Raw genomic sequence first — 22,325 nt, 5'->3', positions numbered from 1 at the left:
TAAAATAAATATGTAGAGACCGTTAAATACTGACTTTATGCATATGTGATGAGAGGAAAAGTAAATGATATATAATCTTATTTTTAGTTTGGATGTTGCCCTGCCTATATTTTTGGTAATGAGTATTGGATATTTGCTAAAAAAGAATGGTGTTATTAATGATAACTTCATTATGGTAGCAAATAAAATGGTTTTTTATGTAGCCCTTCCTATTAAACTTTTTAATGATGTAAGACAGGTTACCATTAAAGAGGCTCTCGATATCCAATTTTTTTCCTTTGCTATTTTAGGAACTATTTTTAGTGCCATTTTATGCTGGGCTATTTCCTATGGAGTGATAAAGGAAAAAAGTCAAAGAGGTTCATTTATTCAAGGGGCTTTTAGGGGGAATTTCCTCTATATAGGTTTTTCTGTTTTAGAAAACGTTATGGGATCTATTGGTATTAAGGCACCCATGGTTGTTGCACTAATTATCCCCTTATATAACATTTTAGGAGTAATGATTTTTTCCTTCAATCGTATCGGTAAAGAGGTGAAAACCAATGTAGGAGATACTATTTTAAAAATTGTGAAGAATCCTTTGATTATTGCAATATTTTCTGGAATATTAGCATCAGCAATAAATCTTAAAGTCCCAATTTTTGTATCCCGTAGCATGAAATACTTTCAAGATTTAGCTACACCTTTAGCTTTAATTACTATAGGAGCGACCTTTGATTTTGAAAAGATAACCGATAGTATTAAACCTATTATTGTTGCTAGTGTTTTAAAACTAGGACTTATCCCTTTGATTGCTGTAGTAACCGCATTATTTATGGGATTCAATAATAATGATATTTTCCTAGTTTATGTATTATTTGGCGTTCCCACAGCTACAGTATCTTTTACAATGGCAGCAGCTATGAATGGAGATAAGGGGCTAGCATCTAATATCGTTATGGTAACGACACTTTTATCTGTAGTTTTTATGACTATCTTTATATTGGCTTTTAAAACAATGGAAATCATATAATATTGATAAAATACATAATAAAAACCACTAACCTCTTAAAAAGCTTATTGCTTCATAGTAATAGGCTTTTTTGTTACCTTTTTTTAAAATGCGCATAGGATGATATTGGAAAGAAAGCATTAAAAGGAGGAGAGATTATGTATACAGACCCTTATAAAAAGCCAGAGCTAGCAAGGGCTTATGTACCTTACCAATGCTATACCAAAGCTTATCCCCCAATGGAGGCACTTAGAAAGGGAACCCTTTTTCCAGAACTTTATAGGCCATATGAATATAAAGAAGAAAAGGGGTGTAGATAATGGATAAGGAACGTCGTAGAGCTTTGGAAGAAATCCAAGCCATAGAATTTGTACTTGTAGAATTAAATCTCTATTTAGATACACATCCAACAGATCAGCGGGCTTTAATGGAATTTAACACCTATTCTAAACAATTGTACGGATTAAGATGTAAATATGAAGCTAGATATGGTCCCCTAGTGAATTTTGGATATTCCCCTAGCCAATATCCATTTAAATGGGTAGAAGAACCATGGCCATGGAATATGTAGAGAGAGGAGAGAATGAGTAATGTGGTTATATGAAAAAAAATTGCAATATCCAGTAAGAGTAGATACTTGTAATCCGACTTTAGCCCAAATGATCTTAGAACAATTTGGAGGGGCCGATGGAGAAATAGCTGCGGCCTTGAGATATCTTCATCAGCGTTATTATATGCCTTTAGGTGAAGCTAAGGCAATCTTAACAGATATAGGTACCGAAGAACTTGCTCACTGGGAGATGGTGGGGACATTAGCGTGGAAATTAGTAGAGAATGCTTCAGTCGATCAAATTAAAGGGACACCCTTTGAAGGACATTATGCGGATCATGGGAAAAATCCTTATCCCCATAATGCAGCAGGTTCACCATTCACGGTAACTTATTTTAATGGAAAAGGAGATCCTATAGCAGATATGCACGAAGATATGGCAGCAGAGCAGAAAGCTAGAGCCACCTATGAGCATTTAATTCGATTGTCCGATGATCCAGGAGTAACAGATACTTTAAGATTTTTAAGACAAAGGGAGATCGTACATTTCCAACGTTTTGGAGAGATATTAGAGCTATTAGAGGAATATGAACAGAAGAAAAAGTTTTACTAAATAAAAGAATGTATACAAAAATGACTCCCTAATAGGAGCCATTTTTGTATTGTTAGATATTTTTATTTTACCTTAAAATGCCTCAATTCTTCTGCTAAGGTTTCGGCTATATTGTTTAGCTCTTGAGCACTTGCAGTAAGCTCTTGGGCTGTGGCACTTTGTTCTTGAGTAGAAGCCAGCACCTCTTGGGTGGAGGCAGAGGTTTCTTCTGACACTGCGGAAATGTTTTGGATGGATTCTGAAACATTGTCCTTTTGTATTAAAATACCTTCAATGGATTGATTTACCCGCTGAATTCCTTCAATAATATCTTTAAAAGTTTTGCTTAGAATATGGATCATATTTTCAGTTTGGAATACCTTCTGATTTTGTTGACCAGTTACTGTTTTAATTTCTTCCATAGTATTTACTGTATTTTTTACCTCTCCTTGAATATCTTTAACAATATTAGAAATATTGTCAGCAGAACGGCTGGACTGTTCAGCCAGTTTTCTAATTTCATCAGCCACGACAGCAAAACCCTTACCAGCTTCCCCGGCTCTTTGGGCCTCTATACTGGCATTTAAACTTAAAAGATTGGTCTGAGAAGCAATAGCGGTAATGGTACCTACGATTTCCCCGATTTGTTTTGATTTATCACTTAATTGGGATATCATCTCATAGACAGTATCCATAGATTTATTGGTGGTCTCTGTAGCTGTCATTAATTGACCTAGAGTATTTACCCCCTCCTGATTAATCTTTTCTCCCTCTTGAGAAACCTTTATCATATCCCCTGATTCTTGAGAGATGATTTCCAATTGTTGAGCCATATTCATAAATAGATGGGAACTGTTTTCGGCATCATGGGCTTGTTCAATGGCACCCTTCGACACCTCTTGAATTGCCTCACTCACTTGTTCTGTGGTGGCAGCAGATTCTTCAGACACACTGGCTAGGGTATCAGCTGAGTTTTTAAGGGTGTAAGATGTATTCATAATTTCTTGAATTAGCTGGGCAATATCTTCAATCATTTTGTTAAAGCTTATCCCCAAACGTCCAATTTCATCTTCACTCTCATTACTAGAACGTACGGTAAAGTCACCCTCTTCTGCTTGAGCCATCAAAGCGACCATTTCTCCTACAGGCCTTACAATATAACGTTTTGTTAAGAGGAAAATGATACCCATAGATAATAATATGGCAACAATGAGGGCGATGATAATGTTATTTCTAAGAGTGCTCAAGGATTCCATAAAGACCTTGGTGGGTACCGTGGCAATAATTAACTTATCCTCTAATTTATGATAATAGGCAACTTTCTCAATCTCTTCAAAGGTATAAGTAATGGTACCGTGATCTTTTTCAAGAATTTCCTGCCCCCATTTGTAATCTCCAATCTTCACCCCTACCTTATCCTGGGAAGGATGGATGACAATATTGCCTTGTAAATCTGTAGCATAGATATAACCATCATAGCCAGGATTGCTATTTAAAAGAACCTTTTCTAAACTGGTTTCTTCCAGTAAAGTCTCTATTTCTTCGGGTCTTACGCCCACTTGTACGATACCAGGTTTATCTATTCTGTGGACACCTACGTATAAAAAAAGCTCTTTGGTGGTACCACGAATTTGTGGGTCTTGGGCCAATTCAAAATGAGCATCTTCTAAGATTTCTAAAAAAGGTGAGGTTTGTTTATCTTGGGCAAAGTCAAATCCATAGAAATCTTCCACATTTCCCCAACGTATAACCCCCTTTTCATCAGTAACGTGAATTTCATCTACTCCAATTTTAGATACAAGTTTATGCATATTTTGGGTTTCAAGCAGGGTTGGATCTGATGCAATGAGTTGGGCCACTGCCCGGGCTTGTTTTAAATAATTTTCCTTTAAGGATTCTTTTAATATCTTTGATTGATTTTCTCCGGAATCTTTAAGGGTTAAAAATTGATCTAAACCATTATTAACAATATCCTCCATTTCTCTTTGGAGAATTCCTTTTTGCAGATAATAAGAATAAAGAGACACGGTAGAAATAGATAAGAAGACAATAAGTAGAACAGGTACAAGTATTTTATTCCCAATACTTAAAGCCATTTTCTTACGTTTATTTTTTGCTTTTTTTCGCATGTCTTTCACTTTGTGGTGAGATTTTTTCAATGACATAGTGAACCTCCTTAGGTAGTAATGAATAGTTTGTGTGTATAGGTATTTATCGACAATAAATGCTAAAATTCTACTAAGAAAAAAGATATAATAAAATTATGTAAAGGATAAATACATGAAGGAGAAATTAAGTGTAAATCCTTTACAAAGAGATTTTTATCAAGTAGCCAAGAATACATGGAGACTTCAGTTGTGTAGATGAATTGACTATGGTTGAGACATAGCTTTAGCTATATTGGTTTAAATATAAAAACTACCACCTTTGAATATGGAATTAACAATCTACATATGTTAATTTAATGAGATAGGATAAATGAAATATAGGAGGGAGTTTATGCTACATACAATAGAAAAAGGAATATTGAAAAAAAAGGAAAGGGATACCTTTAAAGAAGTGGAATACTTTATGAGGGATTTAAATCAAAAGGATATAGATAAAATTATGGAATTAAAGGACTTTGTGGTAAAGAATATCGAAAATTCAGAGGTTTTTGCCAGTTCATCCAGAGAGATTTTATTACAAGAGGTGTTAAAGTCCAATAAAGGTCTGGCTTTAGGCATTTTTGTGAAGGACGAGCTAGTAGCCTATCGCAGTGTAAAGTTTCCAGGGGACGCAGCATACAATATAGGAAGGGAGATAAGTCTTCCAGAGAATGAATTGGGAAAAGTAATTTATTTACAGGCTACTGTAGTGCACCCTGATTATAGAGGAAACGGCATACAGAAAAAAACTTTGGAATACATTTTTAATCTAGCTAGAGAAAAAAGGCTATGGCATATCCTAAGCACCATTTCCCCCTATAATTATCATAGTTTGAAAAACACTTTAGATTACCAGTTGAGGATTAAAGAACTAAAGGCAAGAAGCGGAGGATATGGGGGAAGTTTGCGATATATTCTTCATAGGGATTTAAGGGAAAATCAAGAAAAAGTCTATCAAGAGATTATAGCCATTGATCACAAGGATATTAAAGAACAATCCAATCTGTTAAAAAGGGGCTATGAGGGCTTTGCAATTGAAAAAGATCAAGATAGTTATAAGATTTCCTATGGCAGTAGATAACTAATTAATTAATCTTAATCAGGGTATACACATATATATACAATAACTAGTAATTTTAAGAGGAGGGATAAAAGTGAATTTTATTCCGGGATTAATACTAGGTGTGGTTATAACCTTATACAAGGATGAAATTATGATGTGGCTTAGAAATATTGCAAAATGGTTCAAAAGCAAGCCGTGGTTAAGACAATTATATTATCATAGATTAAAACGGAGAATTATCAATAAAAATGATGTGCAGAAAAAGGTCTTAGTATATTATTATGAACAGAACTATTTATCCTTAAAACAATATGAAAAGCTATATGAATTATATCGCAGCATGAGAAGATTAAAGGTAATTGTTAATACATCTGCCACATCTGGGGAGAATAAAAAATCTCTAAACTGCCTATAAAAAGAGGAGCAAAACCTCTTTGCATACATCTTCCCTTCTTTACTTATTTCTTTACCAGGGCTATAATGAAAATAAAGAGAGCCAAAGAGGAGGAGAGATAGTGAACTGGGGAAGTGTAGATGTGGCCAAGGTGGCTGTAGAAATGTCTATATCCAATAGAAGCGCAGAGGAAAAATTAATTAAAGACTATAGAGAAAAGGGGATATTAGCTACAGGAGTAGATTTCGGGGGAGATTTGATTTCTTCCATTCCCAAGATTATAGAACGCTCTCTTGTGGCAGCAAAAAGAAGCGGCATTATCAAGGAGAGCCATGTGCATGATGGGGCAGTAGCAGGGGCGGCGAGAGAAGCAATCATGCAGGTAGCTCCTAAGGCTACAGGTCTAAATGCTGGGGGAAAAATAGGTATAGCAAGATCAGGGGAGCATATCAGTGTATGCATCTTTATGAGTATTGGACTACTGCATCTCAATGAAGTGGTCATTGGGCTAGGACATCGTTCCTTACCGGACATGAAATAAAAATACAGAAATATCAGAAAATGATGTTGACAAGGGACTCAATATTGTATATAATCATCTGTAATTTCTTGTAGAATGGTAGCTTAAGTATTTTGTAGAGGGCAAAAGGCTTTGCCCATAGTAGCGTAGTAGACAAAGTAGAATGGTAAAATGGTAGGAGAATATTGCATCTATGCCCTTTTTATATCTTTATAAATCAGGGTATGGTTTATTTGCCAATGTACATAACTCTCCTAGGGAGAGTTTTTTTGTTGAAAAAAAGAAAAATAACAAGATGGAGGATGGGAGTATGGTAGGAAAAAGAAGAGTTTTTATGGTAGTTTGTATGGTTTTGGTATCTTTACTTTTGTGGGGATGTGCAGCTAATGATGCTGGGAGTATGGAAGGGAAAAATTTAGAAGTGCAGCAGGGGAAGGTTTTTAAAATCGGCATATCCCAACTTGTAGAACATCAGGCATTGGATAGTGCCCGGGAAGGATTTATTGATGCTTTGGCCTCAAAAGGATATAAAGATGGAGAAAATCTATCAATTGAATTTCAAAATGCTCAAGGGGATATGGCAACAACCCAACTCATTGCTCAAAACTTTGTATCTCAAGATGTAGATTTAATTTTTGCTGTTGCAACACCTTCTGCTCAGGCTGCCTATAATGTCACCAAGGATATTCCTATATTGATGACAGCGGTGACTGACCCTGTGGAGGCAGGTCTTGTGCAATCCTTAGAAAAGCCCAATACCAATGTGACTGGTACTAGTGATATAGCACCTATTGAAAAGCAATTTGAACTTTTAAAAAAATTGTTACCTCAAGCTAAGAGGGTGGGCATTTTATACAATAGTAGTGAAGTAAATTCAGAGATACAGATTAAAAGGGCTGAGGAAATCGCCAAAGGATTTTCTCTGGAAATTATTCCTACAGGGATAACCAGTGTAAATGAAGTGCCCCAGGCCTTAGATGCGTTAATAGGAGATATGGATGTATTGTATGTTCCTACAGACAACTTAGTGGCCTCCTCCATGTCTTTAATAGGGAATCAATGTAGTAAAAAAGGAGTGCCAATCATTGGGGCTGAAAAGGCTCACGTGGAAGCAGGGGCCTTGGCCACTGAAGGCATTGACTATTACCAGTTGGGCTTCCAAACAGGATTGATGGCAGAAGAAATTATATCGGGGAAAAACCCCCAGGATATACCTATTGCCATCTGGGAAAAGACCCAATTGTTGATCAATACAGGCAGTGCCCAAAAACTAGGCATTAGCATTCCAGAGGATATAAAAGAGAAGGCTCAGTTTATAGAAGGGAGTGTGGAAGACTAATGGGAGCTATAGGTAATATAATAGAACAGGGTTTACTATACGGAATAATGGTACTGGGGGTATATATTACCTATAGATTATTGGATTTTCCGGATTTATCAGTAGATGGAACCTTCCCTCTGGGTGCTTCCATTACTGCAACGGCTATGGCCTTTGGGGTCAATCCTTGGATAGCTACTTTGCTTGCTTTGATAGGGGGAATGCTGGCAGGATTAATTACTGGACTTCTTCATGTAAAACTTAAAATCACCAATTTGCTTTCAGGAATCCTCGTTATGACAGGAATATATTCCATTAACCTTAGAATAATGGGCAAGGCCAATGTAGCTTTATTTCAGTTTGAAACTATTTTTGACGGAAAGATTCACCCTTTGATTATTCTTTCCATGCTCGCCATTGTTATAAAAATTATTCTAGACTTATTTTTCAAGACGCGGTTAGGTTTTTTGGTTAATGCCGTAGGAGATAATCCTATTCTCGTGACGTCCCTGGGGATAGACAAGGGCAGGATTAAATGCTTGGGATTGATGATTTCCAATGGCTTAGTAGCCTTGTCGGGATCTGCTGTAGCTCAACATCAAGGATTTTCTGATGTTGGCATGGGTGGCGGTATCATTGTTATGGGTTTGGCCTCAATTATTATAGGGGAAATGGTATTTAAAAAAATATCTCTTATGGTACCCACGACAATGGTTCTTCTAGGGTCCATCCTATATAAAGGAAGTACGGCTTTAGCCCTGCGCTTGAAGCTACCTTCCACAGACTTAAAGCTGATTACCTCTGTGATTGTCGTGATGATTTTATCGGTTTATGGAAAGGGCATAGCCCTGCCTTGGAAGAAAGTAGAAAAAAGAAGGGGTGGTTCCATTGTTGCACATTCAAAATCTATCTAAGACCTTTAACGTTGGTACCATCAATGAAAAAAGTATCTTTCAGGATTTTTCTATACAAATTAACAAAGGAGAGTTTGTCACCATTATTGGAAGCAATGGAGCTGGAAAGTCTACTTTGCTAAATATCATTACAGGATCTATAATACAAGACCAAGGAAAAATTCTTATTGGAGATAGGGATATCTCTTTTTTAGAAGAACATAAAAGAACAAAATACATGGGGAGGGTATTTCAAAATCCTACTTGGGGAACGGCACCCCATATGACCATATTAGAAAATCTATCCATGGCCAATCATAAAGGCCAGAAATTTAATTTATTTCCCGGTATTTCAAAAAAAGATATCCCAGGCTTTAAAGAAATTCTTAGGGAACTTTCCCTAGGCTTAGAAGACAATTTAGATACTAAGGTAGGACTACTTTCAGGAGGACAAAGACAATCTTTAGCACTAATTATGTCTACCATGACCAGTCCTGAAATTTTATTATTAGATGAACACACGGCAGCTCTAGATCCTAAAACCTCTGAAGTAATATCTGCCTTAACAGAAAAGATAGTCAAGAAAAAACAGATGACAACTTTAATGGTTACCCACAACTTAAAACATGCTATTGAAATGGGAGATCGCATTATTATGCTCCATAGAGGGAAAGTAATACTAGATTGCAAGGGAGAGGAAAAAAAGAATTTAACCATACCAAAACTCCTAAGCTATTTCCAACAAAGCCAACCAGAGGCAATGCTTACTGATGAAATGTTGTTTTCATCCTAAAAGGATATGTAGTCCATAGAGCAATAAACTTATAAGTTTATTGCTTTTCTTTTTTGTGTGTAACCATACACTTTAGGAAAATATAAAAATTGTACGGGCAAATGATTGTAGAGAAAAAAAGATAATATTACAATAAAGAATAGATGGATGCAAGGACATAAAGGCAGTGGGATGTCTAGTGAGAGTCATGGAGTATTGCAGAGGATATTCAAGAACAGAAAACAATTGACCTACACAAAGGGGGATATCGATATGAATAGTACAAATCAACTAGTAGAAAATAAAAAGTACAATACCAAGGATTTAGTCATTACTTCTTTATTAATCGCCATAGTATTTGTGGCAACTGCATTTATCAATATTCGTCTACCTATATCCATTAATGGAGGACTGATACACCTAGGCACCGGTGCTCTCATTGTTTCATCCATTCTTTATGGAAAGAAAAAAGGAGCTATAGCAGGAGCTTTTGGGATGGCTATATTTGATATATTTTCAGGCTGGGCAGCTTGGGCACCCTTTACCTTTATTGTAAGGGGAGTCATGGGATATATCATAGGGAGCATTGCCTATACTAAGGGAGAAAAGTCTAGGGAGCTTGGGTGGAATATTATTGGAATCATTTTAGGGGGAATCTGGATGATTGCAGGATACTATGCTACCGAAGGTATACTATATGGTAATTGGAGTGTACCTGTGACCTCTATACCTGGCAATGCCATACAAATTCTTGTAGGGGCAGTCATAGGATTACCTTTAATTGCCACACTGAAAAAGTTAAAACTTTATTGAGATAAGGGAGGAAAAAACATGAAAGAAATGATGATTATGACACCAGGCCCTACCTATGTCCATGAAGAGGTAAGGGCGGCTATGGGAAAGCCCATTATCAATCCAGATTTAGATTTGCAATTTTATGAATTCTATTATGATCTGTGTGGAAAATTGCAGAAACTACTCCATACGCAAAACCAAGTATTGGTACTCAATGGTGAAGGCATTCTAGGATTAGAAGCTGCATGTGCATCTTTAATTGAACCAGGAGACAAGGTTCTATGTATAGACAATGGTATTTTTGGCAATGGCTTTGGAGATTTTGCAAAAATCTATGGAGGCCAAGTTACCTATTTTAAGGCTGATTACAGAAAGGGCATCAATAAGGCGGAATTAGAAAATTTTATACAAAAAAATGGACCTTTTAAAATTGCCACTTTAGTTCACTGTGAAACCCCTTCTGGTATCACCAATCCAATAGACAAAATCTGTCCTTTACTCCATGATCAGGGCATAATCAGTATAGTAGATGCAGTATCCTCTATGGGAGGAGAAGCAATACATACGGATCAGTGGAAAGTAGACATTCTTTTAGGAGGCTCTCAGAAATGTCTATCCGCACCTCCAGGACTAACCATCCTAAGTGTAAGTGAGAGAGCTTGGGATAAAATTTCAAAAAGAAAGCACTCTATAGTGGGCTTTTATACCAATTTATCTAGCTGGAAAAACTGGTATGAGGAAAAATGGTTTCCCTATACTCAACCTGTTAGCGATTTATATGCCCTAGATAAAGCGGTGGAGAGAATTCTTGAGGATAAAGGCATATTCCAAAGACATAAAAATATTGCTGAAGCAGTGAGGAAAAGTATTATTGAAGTCGGCTTAGAGTTATATCCAAAGGAGAGTTTTTCTAATACGGTAACAGCAATGATGGTCCCTGAGGAAACTACCTTTGAAGAAATCAATAAGAAAATGCTAGAGGAACATAGGATTATGATTGCAGGATCCCTGGGAGATTTAAATGGTAAAGTCATGCGTATAGGACACATGGGGGAAAACTGTTATGAAGAAAAGCTGTATTTAACCCTAAAGGCATTGGATACCGTGTTGAAAGAATTAAATGTTCCAGTAAAAGGATATCTCCATAAGCATTTTCAAGAGGTATATAATGTACAATGATAAATTCCATAAGGATTATCTAAACAAATAAGGCACCTTATAGGTGCTTTTTTCTATGCCCTCCGTTGCTTTTCCTTAGAGCATTGTTATTCTTTATGATCATTCTGTATTTATATTTTTAGATTATTAAGGGAAATAAAGAAAATAGTAGTTATCCCAACGAGAAAATATAAAAGATCATTATAATATGATTTTTTGGCTTTGGAAAGAAAAACATTTTTATGGTAGAATAGTCAGAGTGGAAATCCGATACTATATATTGTGTGACTAATAAGATAAAAGCACAATATAGGCTGCGAGGAAAGGGAGATCGTTGTGATTAAAGAGATTAAAAAAAGGGATGGTAGAGTAATATTTTTTAACAAGGATAAAATTACTAGAGCAATATTTAGGGCAGCAGAATCAGTTGCTCACAACCAAGGGTCTCATTTGGATTATGATATAGCGGAAAGATTGGCCGATGAGGTTACAGGTTATTTAAGTAAAAAATACATAGGAAAAATGCCCACGGTAGAGGAAATACAGGATGTTGTAGAAAAGGTACTTATTGAGTCAGGGCATGCCATGACTGCCAAGGCCTACATACTTTATCGCAATGAGAGGAACCGCATCAGGGATCAAAACACCAGAATAATGAAAACCATAAGAGGGATTACAATAGATGATGCAAAGGAAAATGACACCAAAAGAGAAAATGCCAATGTGAACGGGAATACTGCCATGGGCACTATGCTACTTTATGGATCCACAGTATCAAAGGAATTTTGTAAGATGGAAATGATGAATCCAGTTTTTGAAAGGGCCCATGAACAAGGGGATATCCACATCCATGATATGGATTTTGCACCCATGGGCACCTTAACCTGTTGCCAGATTGATATAGAAAGACTATTCAAAAATGGTTTTTCTACAGGACATGGTTTTCTGAGGAAACCCAGCAATATCACTACAGCCGCTGCCTTAGCAGCCATTGCCATCCAGGCAAATCAAAATGACCAACACGGTGGTCAGTCCATACCCAACTTTGACTATGCCCTAGGACACTACGTAGCAAAGAGTTTTATAAGAAATTATATAGAGAATCTAGGGAAAGGATTAGATTTTTGCTTAGGAAGTCAAGAGGGAAAGAACTGGGCAAAAACCATTATCCATAAAACCATAAAGGAAACCCATACTACACCAAAACTGGAAATAGAAGAGACTTATTTAAAAGAAGAATATATAAGAGCTAAGGAAGAACTTGGGGATAGAATAGATGAAAATCTATGGAAAAGAGTACAAAAAACCTCCCATAGACAGGCTTTTGAAGAAACAAAGGAACAGACCTATCAGGCAATGGAAGCCTTTATACATAATTTAAATACCATGCACTCTAGAGCGGGAGCCCAGGTACCCTTTAGTAGTGTAAACCTAGGCACCGATACAAGTCCTGAGGGGAGGATGGTTACCGAAAACTTTCTTTTAGCAACCGAAAGGGGTTTAGGTAATGGAGAAACAGCTATTTTCCCCATCAGTATATTTAAGGTAAAAAAAGGAGTATCCTTTAATTCGCAAGATAAGAACTATGACCTATTTAAGCTAGCCTGTAGGGTAAGTGCTAAAAGATTATTTCCTAATTTTAGTTTTCTAGATGCCCCCTTCAACCTTCAATATTATAAAGAAGGAAGACCAGAAACTGAGGTCACCTATATGGGATGTAGAACCCGGGTAATTGGCAATAAGTATGATGCCAACAATGAAATTACCTATGGGAGAGGAAATTTAAGCTTTACCTCTTTAAATTTACCTAAGATCGCATTAAAGATAAATCAAGAGGAGGATCTTAAAAAGACTATCCATGGACTATGGAAAAAAGCCTTAGTATCCTCTGGTGTCCAGAGGGAAAATATATATCAAGAAATAGTAGACCTTTTAAGCCCCCAGATGGAGCCTACAATAGATCTTATAGCAGAACAATTATTGGAACGTTTTGAAATACAAAGAGCCAAAAAGGTAAAGAATTTCCCCTTTTTAATGGGGCAAGGTATATGGAAAGGCAGCGAGGACTTGCAATGGGAGGACACCTTAGATGAGGTCATTAAACACGGTACCTTAAGTATGGGCTTTATTGGCTTAGCAGAGTTTTTAAAGGCCCTTGTAGGTAGTCATCATGGAGAAAGCCAAGAGGCCCAAGAGTTAGGAATAAAGCTTATTGGTTACCTAAGAAACAAGATGGAAGACTATTCTCAACAATATGGCTTGAATTTCACCTTAATTGCAACCCCGGCCGAGGGATTATCAGGAAGATTTGTAAAACTGGATAGGAAGGAATTTGGATCTATAGAAGGAGTTACTGATCGAGAATATTATACCAACTCTTTTCATATTCCTGTGTATTATTCTATTACAGCCTTTGATAAAATCTCCAAGGAAGCTCCTTATCATGCTCTTACCAATGCCGGACATATTAGCTACATAGAATTAGATGGAGATCCCTCTATGAATATAGAGGCCTTTGAAGATGTAGTACGCCTAATGGCTGATTCAGGCATAGGATATGGATCTATCAATCATCCCCTAGATAGGGATCCTGTATGTGGATATAATGGCATTATTTTTGAAGAATGTCCAAAATGTGGCAGAAAAGAAGGAAGTCAGGGCATTCCCTTTGAGAGAATTAGAAGAATAACAGGATACTTAGTAGGGGATTATCAAACCCGTTTTAATGATGCTAAAAAAGCAGAGGTTCTGGACCGGGTGAAACATGGTATGAAATAATTTAAAATGGCAAACAAGCAAAAGTGTATAATCATAAACTTTACGCAGACTGTACGAAAGTGAAAGGCAAATTAAATTAATGATTATACACGGTAGGGTACCTATTTTGTAAAAATGTGCAAACTATTTGTTGAATATAGTGACAAGAAGGTGAGCGTGTGAAAATCAGATTGGCCAGTAAGGTTCAAATGAATTCCATTGTAGACGGTCCGGGCTTGCGTATGGTGGTTTGGACCCAGGGCTGTCCCCATCATTGTCCTCAGTGCCATAACCCCCAAACCCATCATCCCATGGAAGGCTTTGAGGCAGATTGCAAGGACATTATTCAGGAGATTCAATCTAGAGGAATTCATCGAGGAATTACCTTTTCCGGCGGAGAGCCCTTTGAGCAAGCTAAAGCTTGTATAGAAATCGCAAAGGCTGCCAAGAGGATTGGGCTGAATATATGGATCTATACTGGATATACTTTTGAATTTTTGTTGATGAAGCAAAGAAAAGACTGGTTGGAATTTTTAAGTTGTGGAGATGTATTGGTAGATGGGCCCTTTCAGATAAAACAAAAAAATCTACAGTTAGCCTTTAGGGGTTCAGAGAATCAAAGAATTATTGATATCCGTTCTTCCCTCAGGGAAGGGAAGGCCATATTATGGAAAGAATACATGGAGAAAAGTTCGTAATATAAAAGGGTTGTGCCCCATGGGGCACAACCCTTTTATATTCTATTTAATGTAGAAATATTAATACACCCTTCTTCCATAGGAAAAATGATCCCTATAGTAAGCAGTATTCAAGCTTGAAATGGTAATTCCATTATTACTAGAACTAGAATGGATAAATTGATCATCCCCTAGGTAGATACCTGTGTGACTAGGACCGGATCGATAGGTATTGCTAAAAATAATTAAATCGCCCGGTTGCAGATTGGCTCTGGATACATAACTACCCGCATTGGCCTGTAGTTCAGAGGTGCGAGGTATGCTTATCCCATTTTGTTTATAGACAAATTGTGTGTAGCCAGAACAGTCAAAGCCCTTTGTGGTAGAACCGCCAAATACATAGGGCACCTTTGGATTAAGGTATATCTTGGCTGTGTTAATGATGCCGCTGGTAAGGATTCTTCTGTTTTCATCGCCACGGTTAGGGGTTGAGGGAGAAGTGCTTGAGCCTTTACCAGATAAGGCATTATTGATGGTTTGAATTGTTTGGGGTCCGGCTAACCCATCTACAGCTATACCTTGGGCCTGCTGAAAAGATCGTAAAGCCTGTTGGGTTTGTGCACCGAAATAGTTGGTACAATTAGCAATGTTTAAATATCCTAATTTCTTAAGAGCTTCCTGTAATGCATTGACATCTGTTCCACTAATACCTAACTTCAAAAGACGATTGTAGGTCAAAGTACCCGCCGGATTTGTAGGCTGAGTTGGTTTTAGATTAGAGTTAGTACCTTTTAGGGCAGATTCCAATGCTTTATATGTAGCTGGCCCAAAGGAACCATCTACCGCAAGTCCTTGGGCTGCTTGGAAGGATTTCACTGCCTGTTGGGTTTGAGTGCCAAAATAATTGGTGCAATTAGCGATATTTAAGTAGCCCAACTTTTTAAGAGCTTCCTGCAACCCATGAACATCTGCTCCGCTAAGTCCTAGTCTTAAGGGACGACTATAATTTAAGACAGAGGAACTAGAGGAACCTGGATTTGTAGGTTGAATAGAAGTCTGCAATGCCTTAAATGATGCAGGGCCAAAAGAACCATCTACAGCTAACCCTTTGGATTTTTGAAAATCCATAACTGCATTTCGGGTAATATCTCCAAAATATGTAGTTGTATCCTTATAGCTGAAAAACCCTAAGTCTTTAAGATGCTGTTGAAGTACTTTTACATCCCCGTGGGTCATTCCCTTCTTTAGCACTCTATCGCCTAGAGCTGCATAAGCAGGTATTGCACTAATAGATAGCATTCCTGCCACAGTGAAGGCCACTACTGCACTTTTAAAACCATTTCTTTTTAATGTCAAAAAAACGCCCCCTTTTTATTAAAATTATTAAAACCTTACTCTTATAGTATATAATATTATTATGGTAGAACAAAGAAAAAAGCAGCAAAATTTGTCGAAAATATGTAAAGTGTATATGTATTGTAACAATTATGTAATAATATACCAAAAATTAGCCGTGAGGAGAGAGCTTAGATGAAGGAGATCACTATAGATAAAACAGGGAACAAGCCTCTGTATCTTCAAGTATTTCTTCAAATAAAAAATGAGATTTTACAGGGAAGGATGAAAGCCAATGAAAAACTTCCCTCCATAAGGCAATTGGCAGCTACACTAGAAGTAAACAATGATACCATTGTACAGGCCTATAAATTGTTGGAACAAGAGGAATTGGTCCTTAGCCATAGAGGGAAAGGAACCTATGTAAAATCTAGTGATAAAGAATTAAAGGAGGGAGGGAGAAGAGAAAATAATATTATCTGGGATTTTGCAAACGCTAGTCCCCATCCAGAAACCTTCCAAGTAGAAGAATTTAAAAAAATCATCAATGAAATACTCGATAGAGATCGAGGAGATACCTTTACTTATCAGGCTAGTGAGGGTTATTATCCCCTAAGGGAATCTATTGCCCAATACTTAAAAAAATTATCTATAAAAAGCAATATTCATGAAATACATATTATTTCCGGTGCTCAACAGGGAATTGATATCGTCACCAAGGGCTTGTTGGAATTAGGAGATGTAGTGATTATTGAAAGACCTTCCTATCCTGGTGCTAGAAAGGCATTTGAGGCGAGAGGGGCAAAACTTATTGAAATTCCCATGGAAGCAGATGGAATGAATATGGATGATTTAGAAAAAGCAATGAAAAGATACCTTCCAAAATTTATCTATGTGCTGCCAAATTTTCATAATCCAACTGGGATAAGCTATTCCCTAAAAAAAAGAAAAAGACTGCTGGAGTTGGCTGAGCAACACGATAGCATTATCATTGAAGATGACTATCTAAGCGATTTTCATTTTGGATATAAAAAAAGAATACCCCTAAAGGCCTTGGATGAATTAGATAGAGTCATCTATATTAAAAGTTTCTCCAAGATTTTTATGCCGGGCTTTCGATTAGGATTTTTAATAAGTCCTAGGGAATATGAAAGAAGAATTATAGATGCAAAGCAAAGTGCTGACTTATTTACTATGGGATTGGTCCAAAGAAGTTTTGATCTTATTTTCAGAAGAGGTTTCTGGAGAAAGCAATTAATAAAAATGGAAGAGTATTATAGAAAAGGTTTTTATGAAACTGTGGAGGGAATAAAAAAATATATTCCTAAGGAAATTTCCTATACTATACCCCAAGGCACTCTCTATTTTTGGCTAAAACTTCCCCCAGGATATCACTCCCAAGCCCTATTTTATGAGGCAATGAAAAGAGGTATTGCCATAACGCCAGGGAAAGAATTTTTTCTAGAGCATAAAAATAGTTCCTATTTTAGGATTACCTACGGAAATCTTAAAACCCAAGATATACTTCCTGGACTGGAGGAATTAGGGAGACTATTATCGGAGTTTTTAAAGGATTTCCATAGAAAGGACATGGAAAACACCTCTCTACCCTATTACTAAATAGATGAATAAAATATTGATTTTAAAAGCAAAATATGACTATATACATTCCATGGGAGAGGTGAAAAAATGGTAAGTAAAGAACAATTAATGATTGTCGGTACGAATTGTCCTGAGTATAATGCGATAAATCCAGGATTTTCAGCAACTATTGGGGGAAAATATAGTGAATCCTGTGAAAACTGTCATTATTGGGAAAATAACAGATGTCAAATAGATGTATTTGATGATGTCCTCACCAGTATAGACCAAGAATAAACCAGTTGATTAGGCTAGTTGATTTTTACTCACAATAAAATCTTCATTCAACGGGCATAATCAGTTACTCAACATATTTGGCTTTAAAAGTGCGTGCGAGCTTTGCACGCTTTTCTTTTTTGTCTGTATTTAATGTATAATAGTAGTGTTCATAATTTTCTATAAAAGATTATATTTATATAACTAAGGGTATGGATTGTATAGTAGGCATTGTCTAGAAAAATAAAAAATAGAAAAGGAAAAATTATGAGGAAACTATCCATTATTTTAATCACATTGTTCATTGTATTAATGTTGATTTTTATTTCTCCCCAGGCTGTCAAAGGGGATGATACTTTATATGATGTGTATGAGGGGCCTATGGGCATAGAAATTAAAAGCTATACCTCCAACTGGACAGGGGAAAAACTAAAGGATATCTATGAAGAATTATTAAACAACACCTATGGAGAAGAGATAAAGTATTTAGCTAGCATAAACCTCTACCCCGATAATCCCTATGGAGGGGACGAGGAAGGATTGTATCGGGGAGCTTATCAAAGAAATAATTTTATCAATAAATCTAGATATAAAATGAAGGACAAAGCAGAGATTGACCTATTAAGTATGAAGGATAAAAATACCATAGAAGAAATAGCAAAGACCCTTTCCCATGAATACGGTCATCATTTTACCTTGTATTACTTGATTAAAGGGGAAAATAAAACATTTGATCAGTGGCAGGACACCCAATATGCTGCCATAAGAGGATTAGTGGAAGATGAAAGAGTAAGCAATGACTATGAAAATGGACATCAATGGAATATTAGTGAAATTGCAGCGGAGGATTATATTCAAATTTTTGGTTCGCCCACTGCAAAAATCCCTAAAACTTACGATGATATTATAAAGAGAGAAGAAAAAAAGCAATTGGATCAGACTATAAGATGGAACAATCATATTTTCAATGTATATCCCCAGGAAAATTTTAATATTCCCCTAGCTCAGGACATTCCTGGTGTAGCTGATTATTGGCGTGAATTGGCAGGTTTGGAAGATTTAGAAATCCATCCCATACCTTCAACGTCCCATATAGCTTTGACCCAGGTTAAGGATCTAGGATATAATAAAAAACAATTCATTATAGAATGGACAGAGGGCATTGATGCAAAGACTTCCCCACTACTTTATACTGTAGTAGCCTTTGATGAACACAATCAGCAAGCTATTCCCATAAAAACAGTAAAAACAGGGGAGAAATTACAGGCTGTGATAGGCAGTGTGAAAATGAAAAAAGGCCTAGAAATTCTGTATTATACAGACCATTTTACAGAAACTCCAAAGGACATTCGAGTGTTTACAATGAATGAATATGGAAATATTGTCTCTTCGAATATTCTAACTATTGATTTTGAACAACCAATGGTCACAGAATTAAACCATGAGGAATATACACCCCAAGAAAAGGATATGAGAGTACAGGAAAACATCAGGATACTTCAAGATAAAGAATCCATAAAGAAATGGGTAGACAAAGCAATAGAAGGATTTTCACGTACTTTAGAAGGAATAAAATTATATATAAAAAAGGAGCTAAATTTATGGTACAAGGAACAGAATTATTAAAGCTATTATTAATTGTTATTGTTATAGGCCTTCCTCCTTTTCTGGTTGCCCTAAAAACTTTTAGAGAGGTAAACCCTATTATTTTAGGAATAATGAGTATTATTTATTGGGCGGGTACCTTGTATACTCAACAGGTCGTACCCTTTATATTAATTATGATCTTGATCATAAAAGAATATAAAAATAGGAAGGGAGATTCAGGAGAGTTTACTCGGGGACAGGAGAATAAACCCTATGGGATAAAGGATTTTTTCAAAATAGCCCTCTTTACCCTACTCCTCCGATTTCCTTTGGGCATAGTAAATTTTGTGTTTATGATCATCCTCCAAAATTTTGGAGTTAATATCCAACAACAAGAGGTCGTAGATATTTTTGTGAGTTCCAACGAATTATTGCTAAACATCTTTTTATTTGTGTTAATTGTCTTTATGGCCCCAATAAATGAAGAGTTCTCCATGCGTCATTGGTTGTTTCATAAGGTGTTAACCCCTAAAACAGGGAAAATCATAGCGGCTATTTTAAGTAGTGCATTATTTACTTTACTACATTATAATGTTGTAGGCATCCCTACTTTTTTCGGATTAGGACTTTTTGCCTGCTATATTTATCATAAAAGAGGATTTTGGGGAGCAATAACAGTGCATTTTATCTTTAACTTAAGCACCGTCTTTTTACTCATGCTAACAAAATTTTTAATTCCTTTGGCGTAGAAAGAAGAAAAAAGTCTTTTTCGATATAACTTTATGAATTTTGGTATAATAAGAATAGTTAACAACATTTTCATAATAAAAACAATTTTCACATTGATTGGCATTTAACAATGTAGATAAATAATTTTTTGTGATATAGTTAAAGAGATTAGAAAGCGGGAGGATGGAAAAATGAGTGTAAAAATTAAAGATGTTGCTAAAGAAGCCAATGTTTCGGTGGCGACTGTTTCCAGGGTATTAAATAATGTGCCATTGGTAAATGAAGAAACAAAAAAAAGAGTACTAGAGGCTATAGAGAGAACCGGTTATAAACCCAATGCTATTGCAAGAAGTCTAAAAATGCAAAAAACCAACACTTTTGGTATTATGATTCCAGATATAGCGAGCTCCTACTTCACAGAGGTAGTACGGGGAGTTGAGGATATTTGCAATATGTATGATTATAATATCATCTTGTGTAACACAGATTCTGAGGAACAGAAAGAGCAAACTTATTTGGATGTATTAATAGAGAAACAATGTGATGGTATTCTTTATATAGGCAGGGGAATTTCCCAAGAGTTAAAAAAGAAAATGGTAGATAGCAAAGTGCCATTAGTTACTGGGGCTATACATGACTACGAGTACTCCATTCCCAGCGTAATGGTAGATAATGAAAAAGCAGCCTATGATATGACTAAATATTTGATTTCCTTAGGACATAAAAAAATTGCCCACTTCTCTGATGGCCATCACAACTCCTTGATTGCAAGGGAAAAGGAAGAAGGGTTCAGAAGAGCCATGCAAGAAGAAGGATTAGCCCTACCTAAAGAATGGGAGCTAATGGGGGAGATCAGTATTCGGGGTGGATATAAAATGATGGATGCCCTATTGAAGGAAAACAATAGACCTACTGCTGTGATGGCCACCAATGATGAAGTTGCCCTAGGGGCCATAAGAAGAGCAGGGGAAGAAGGCCTGAGTGTACCTAAGGATATAAGTATTAGTGGGTTTAATAACTTTAATATTTCCGAATGGGTACAACCTTCTATTACCACTGTAGCTCAGCCTATGTACGATATAGGAGCGGTTTGTGCAAGAATGTTAATTAAAATGATAAATAAAGAAGAAGTAGAAAATCAAAATATTATCATGCGCCATGATATTATTGAAAGAGAATCTACAGCAACAGTGAAATAACCATTACTCCAATGGGAAAGGATGATAGTAGAAATGGAAGTTATTGATAAGGTTAGCGAAATATTACACCTACTTGCTCCTATAGAATCAAGACAATGGTGGAGAACAACGGATATTAGTAGAGAATTAGATATTCACGTTTCTACTGTACATCGCCTACTATCCTCCTTAAAACGCCATGGATTTGTGGCACAGGATCCAGTTAATAAAAAATATTCTTTAGGATTGGAATTTCTACATTATGCTGAAGCGGTAAAAGAATTTCATATTGTTGAGAATATGCTTGCCCAACCCTTAGAAGCTATATACAAAAAAACTTCGGAGAGCTGCTTTATTACAATAAGAGAAGGGACATGGGGAAGGATAATTGATAAGATGGATAGCGACAAGCCCCTAAGAGCAGTGGAAGAAATCGGGACAAAACGCTCTCTTCATATAGGAGCAGCCAATAAAGCCATATTATCTTTTCTCCCCTTAAAGACTAAAAATGAATTACTAAAGAGTTTAAAAGATAAAGAGTCTTTGGAGAGAGAATTAAACCAAATAAGGAAAAAAGGATACGCTATAGATGAAAATGAGACTATTTTAGGAGTCATGGTGGTAGCTATACCCTTCTTCACGGAGAAGGGCAATGTCATTGCTTCTTTATCCGTAGCAGTACCAAAGATTAGAATGAACGCAGAAACCCTAGGAGTTATTATTAAACACCTTATAGAAATAAGTGAGAAATATAAGGGATAAAAGCAAAAAATTCCAGTTGAAAATAGATTGGTGTCATGTTATTCTATAAAAGTCGCCTCTGAGAGAGGCAAATAAAGTTGCAAAAAGCAATAAAAGTAATTTATATAAAAACAAAATTTATTTAAAAAAGAAAAAAGCTGTTGACAGCTTTGCAGAAACCTGTTAAAGTAGTAAGAGTCGCCAGCAAGGGACGAAACAGCACCTACTTACAGTAGGGGATAGCCTGGGAAACAACTTCAAAGAATTTCTT

The 22,325-nt window shown here is 36.3% G+C and carries 22 protein-coding genes; 20 read left to right on the top strand and 2 right to left on the bottom strand.

The window, feature by feature from the left end:
* The first annotated feature begins 64 nt into the window (after positions 1–64).
* The 4 genes from NSA47_RS07020 (at position 65) to NSA47_RS07005 (ending at position 2,154) form a co-directional block, all read left to right on the top strand.
* The gene (locus NSA47_RS07020) at positions 65–1,012 is read left to right on the top strand and encodes an AEC family transporter (RefSeq protein WP_257530391.1); all 948 of its coding nucleotides are present in this window, start codon (positions 65–67) and stop codon (positions 1,010–1,012) included.
* Positions 1,013–1,149: 137 nt separating this feature from the next.
* Complete coding sequence (locus NSA47_RS07015; protein WP_257530389.1) at positions 1,150–1,311, top strand: spore coat associated protein CotJA; 162 nt, start codon at positions 1,150–1,152, stop codon at positions 1,309–1,311.
* Positions 1,311–1,562, top strand: a complete 252-nt coding sequence (locus tag NSA47_RS07010; RefSeq protein WP_257530388.1) for a spore coat protein CotJB — start codon at positions 1,311–1,313, stop codon at positions 1,560–1,562. Before NSA47_RS07015 ends, NSA47_RS07010 begins: the two co-directional genes overlap by 1 nt.
* Positions 1,563–1,581: 19 nt before the next feature.
* Positions 1,582–2,154, top strand: a complete 573-nt coding sequence (locus NSA47_RS07005) for a manganese catalase family protein (RefSeq protein WP_257530386.1) — start codon at positions 1,582–1,584, stop codon at positions 2,152–2,154.
* Between the two features lie 62 nt (positions 2,155–2,216).
* On the opposite strand, the gene NSA47_RS07000 is transcribed toward NSA47_RS07005, so the two are convergent.
* Positions 2,217–4,298, bottom strand: a complete 2,082-nt coding sequence (locus NSA47_RS07000; RefSeq protein ID WP_257530384.1) for a methyl-accepting chemotaxis protein — start codon at positions 4,296–4,298, stop codon at positions 2,217–2,219.
* Positions 4,299–4,632: 334 nt separating this feature from the next.
* On the opposite strand from NSA47_RS07000, the gene NSA47_RS06995 reads away from it, so the two are divergent.
* The 10 genes from NSA47_RS06995 (at position 4,633) to nrdG (ending at position 14,648) form a co-directional block, all read left to right on the top strand.
* Positions 4,633–5,361: a GNAT family N-acetyltransferase gene (locus tag NSA47_RS06995; RefSeq protein ID WP_257530382.1), complete on the top strand. Its 729-nt coding sequence runs from the start codon at positions 4,633–4,635 to the stop codon at positions 5,359–5,361.
* Between the two features lie 73 nt (positions 5,362–5,434).
* On the top strand, positions 5,435–5,758 hold the full coding sequence (locus tag NSA47_RS06990) for a hypothetical protein (protein WP_257530380.1): 324 nt from the start codon (positions 5,435–5,437) through the stop codon (positions 5,756–5,758).
* Positions 5,759–5,858: 100 nt separating this feature from the next.
* A complete protein-coding gene (locus tag NSA47_RS06985; RefSeq protein WP_257530378.1) occupies positions 5,859–6,278 on the top strand; it encodes a HutP family protein in 420 nt (139 codons plus the stop codon).
* A 289-nt stretch (positions 6,279–6,567) separates the two neighbouring features.
* Entirely contained in the window at positions 6,568–7,596 is a 1,029-nt protein-coding gene (locus NSA47_RS06980; protein WP_257530376.1) for an ABC transporter substrate-binding protein, read from the top strand.
* Positions 7,596–8,489 carry an ABC transporter permease gene (locus NSA47_RS06975; protein WP_257530374.1) on the top strand — a complete coding sequence of 298 codons (894 nt, stop codon included), beginning with the start codon at positions 7,596–7,598 and terminating at the stop codon, positions 8,487–8,489. The genes NSA47_RS06980 and NSA47_RS06975 overlap by 1 nt, the downstream gene beginning before the upstream one ends.
* Positions 8,464–9,261, top strand: a complete 798-nt coding sequence (locus tag NSA47_RS06970; protein ID WP_257530372.1) for an ABC transporter ATP-binding protein — start codon at positions 8,464–8,466, stop codon at positions 9,259–9,261. Before NSA47_RS06975 ends, NSA47_RS06970 begins: the two co-directional genes overlap by 26 nt.
* A gap of 252 nt (positions 9,262–9,513) precedes the next feature.
* Positions 9,514–10,053 (top strand): ECF transporter S component, encoded by a 540-nt coding sequence (locus tag NSA47_RS06965; protein ID WP_257530370.1) that lies wholly within the window; start codon positions 9,514–9,516, stop codon positions 10,051–10,053.
* An 18-nt stretch (positions 10,054–10,071) separates the two neighbouring features.
* A complete protein-coding gene (locus NSA47_RS06960; protein ID WP_257530368.1) occupies positions 10,072–11,214 on the top strand; it encodes a pyridoxal-phosphate-dependent aminotransferase family protein in 1,143 nt (380 codons plus the stop codon).
* 315 nt (positions 11,215–11,529) lie between these two features.
* Positions 11,530–13,971 (top strand): anaerobic ribonucleoside triphosphate reductase, encoded by a 2,442-nt coding sequence (locus NSA47_RS06955; RefSeq protein WP_257530366.1) that lies wholly within the window; start codon positions 11,530–11,532, stop codon positions 13,969–13,971.
* Positions 13,972–14,129: 158 nt separating this feature from the next.
* Complete coding sequence (gene nrdG, locus NSA47_RS06950) at positions 14,130–14,648, top strand: anaerobic ribonucleoside-triphosphate reductase activating protein (protein WP_257530364.1); 519 nt, start codon at positions 14,130–14,132, stop codon at positions 14,646–14,648.
* A 60-nt stretch (positions 14,649–14,708) separates the two neighbouring features.
* On the opposite strand, the gene NSA47_RS06945 is transcribed toward nrdG, so the two are convergent.
* On the bottom strand, positions 14,709–15,983 hold the full coding sequence (locus tag NSA47_RS06945) for a C40 family peptidase (protein ID WP_257530362.1): 1,275 nt from the start codon (positions 15,981–15,983) through the stop codon (positions 14,709–14,711).
* A gap of 174 nt (positions 15,984–16,157) precedes the next feature.
* On the opposite strand from NSA47_RS06945, the gene pdxR reads away from it, so the two are divergent.
* The 6 genes from pdxR (at position 16,158) to NSA47_RS06915 (ending at position 22,075) form a co-directional block, all read left to right on the top strand.
* A complete protein-coding gene (gene pdxR, locus NSA47_RS06940) occupies positions 16,158–17,582 on the top strand; it encodes a MocR-like pyridoxine biosynthesis transcription factor PdxR (protein WP_257530360.1) in 1,425 nt (474 codons plus the stop codon).
* 69 nt (positions 17,583–17,651) lie between these two features.
* A complete protein-coding gene (locus NSA47_RS06935) occupies positions 17,652–17,840 on the top strand; it encodes a hypothetical protein (protein ID WP_257530358.1) in 189 nt (62 codons plus the stop codon).
* Positions 17,841–18,086: 246 nt separating this feature from the next.
* Complete coding sequence (locus NSA47_RS06930) at positions 18,087–19,445, top strand: hypothetical protein (protein ID WP_257530356.1); 1,359 nt, start codon at positions 18,087–18,089, stop codon at positions 19,443–19,445.
* Complete coding sequence (locus NSA47_RS06925; protein WP_257530354.1) at positions 19,421–20,155, top strand: CPBP family intramembrane glutamic endopeptidase; 735 nt, start codon at positions 19,421–19,423, stop codon at positions 20,153–20,155. Before NSA47_RS06930 ends, NSA47_RS06925 begins: the two co-directional genes overlap by 25 nt.
* 171 nt (positions 20,156–20,326) lie before the next feature.
* A complete protein-coding gene (locus NSA47_RS06920) occupies positions 20,327–21,334 on the top strand; it encodes a LacI family DNA-binding transcriptional regulator (protein ID WP_257530352.1) in 1,008 nt (335 codons plus the stop codon).
* 33 nt (positions 21,335–21,367) lie between these two features.
* On the top strand, positions 21,368–22,075 hold the full coding sequence (locus tag NSA47_RS06915; RefSeq protein ID WP_257530350.1) for an IclR family transcriptional regulator: 708 nt from the start codon (positions 21,368–21,370) through the stop codon (positions 22,073–22,075).
* The last annotated feature ends 250 nt before the right edge of the window (positions 22,076–22,325 follow it).

It is taken from the genome of Irregularibacter muris, from assembly GCF_024622505.1.
In the GTDB taxonomy this organism is placed as follows: Bacteria; Bacillota; Clostridia; order Eubacteriales; family Garciellaceae; genus Irregularibacter; species Irregularibacter muris.
This window is presented reverse-complemented; position numbering and strand designations above follow the sequence as displayed.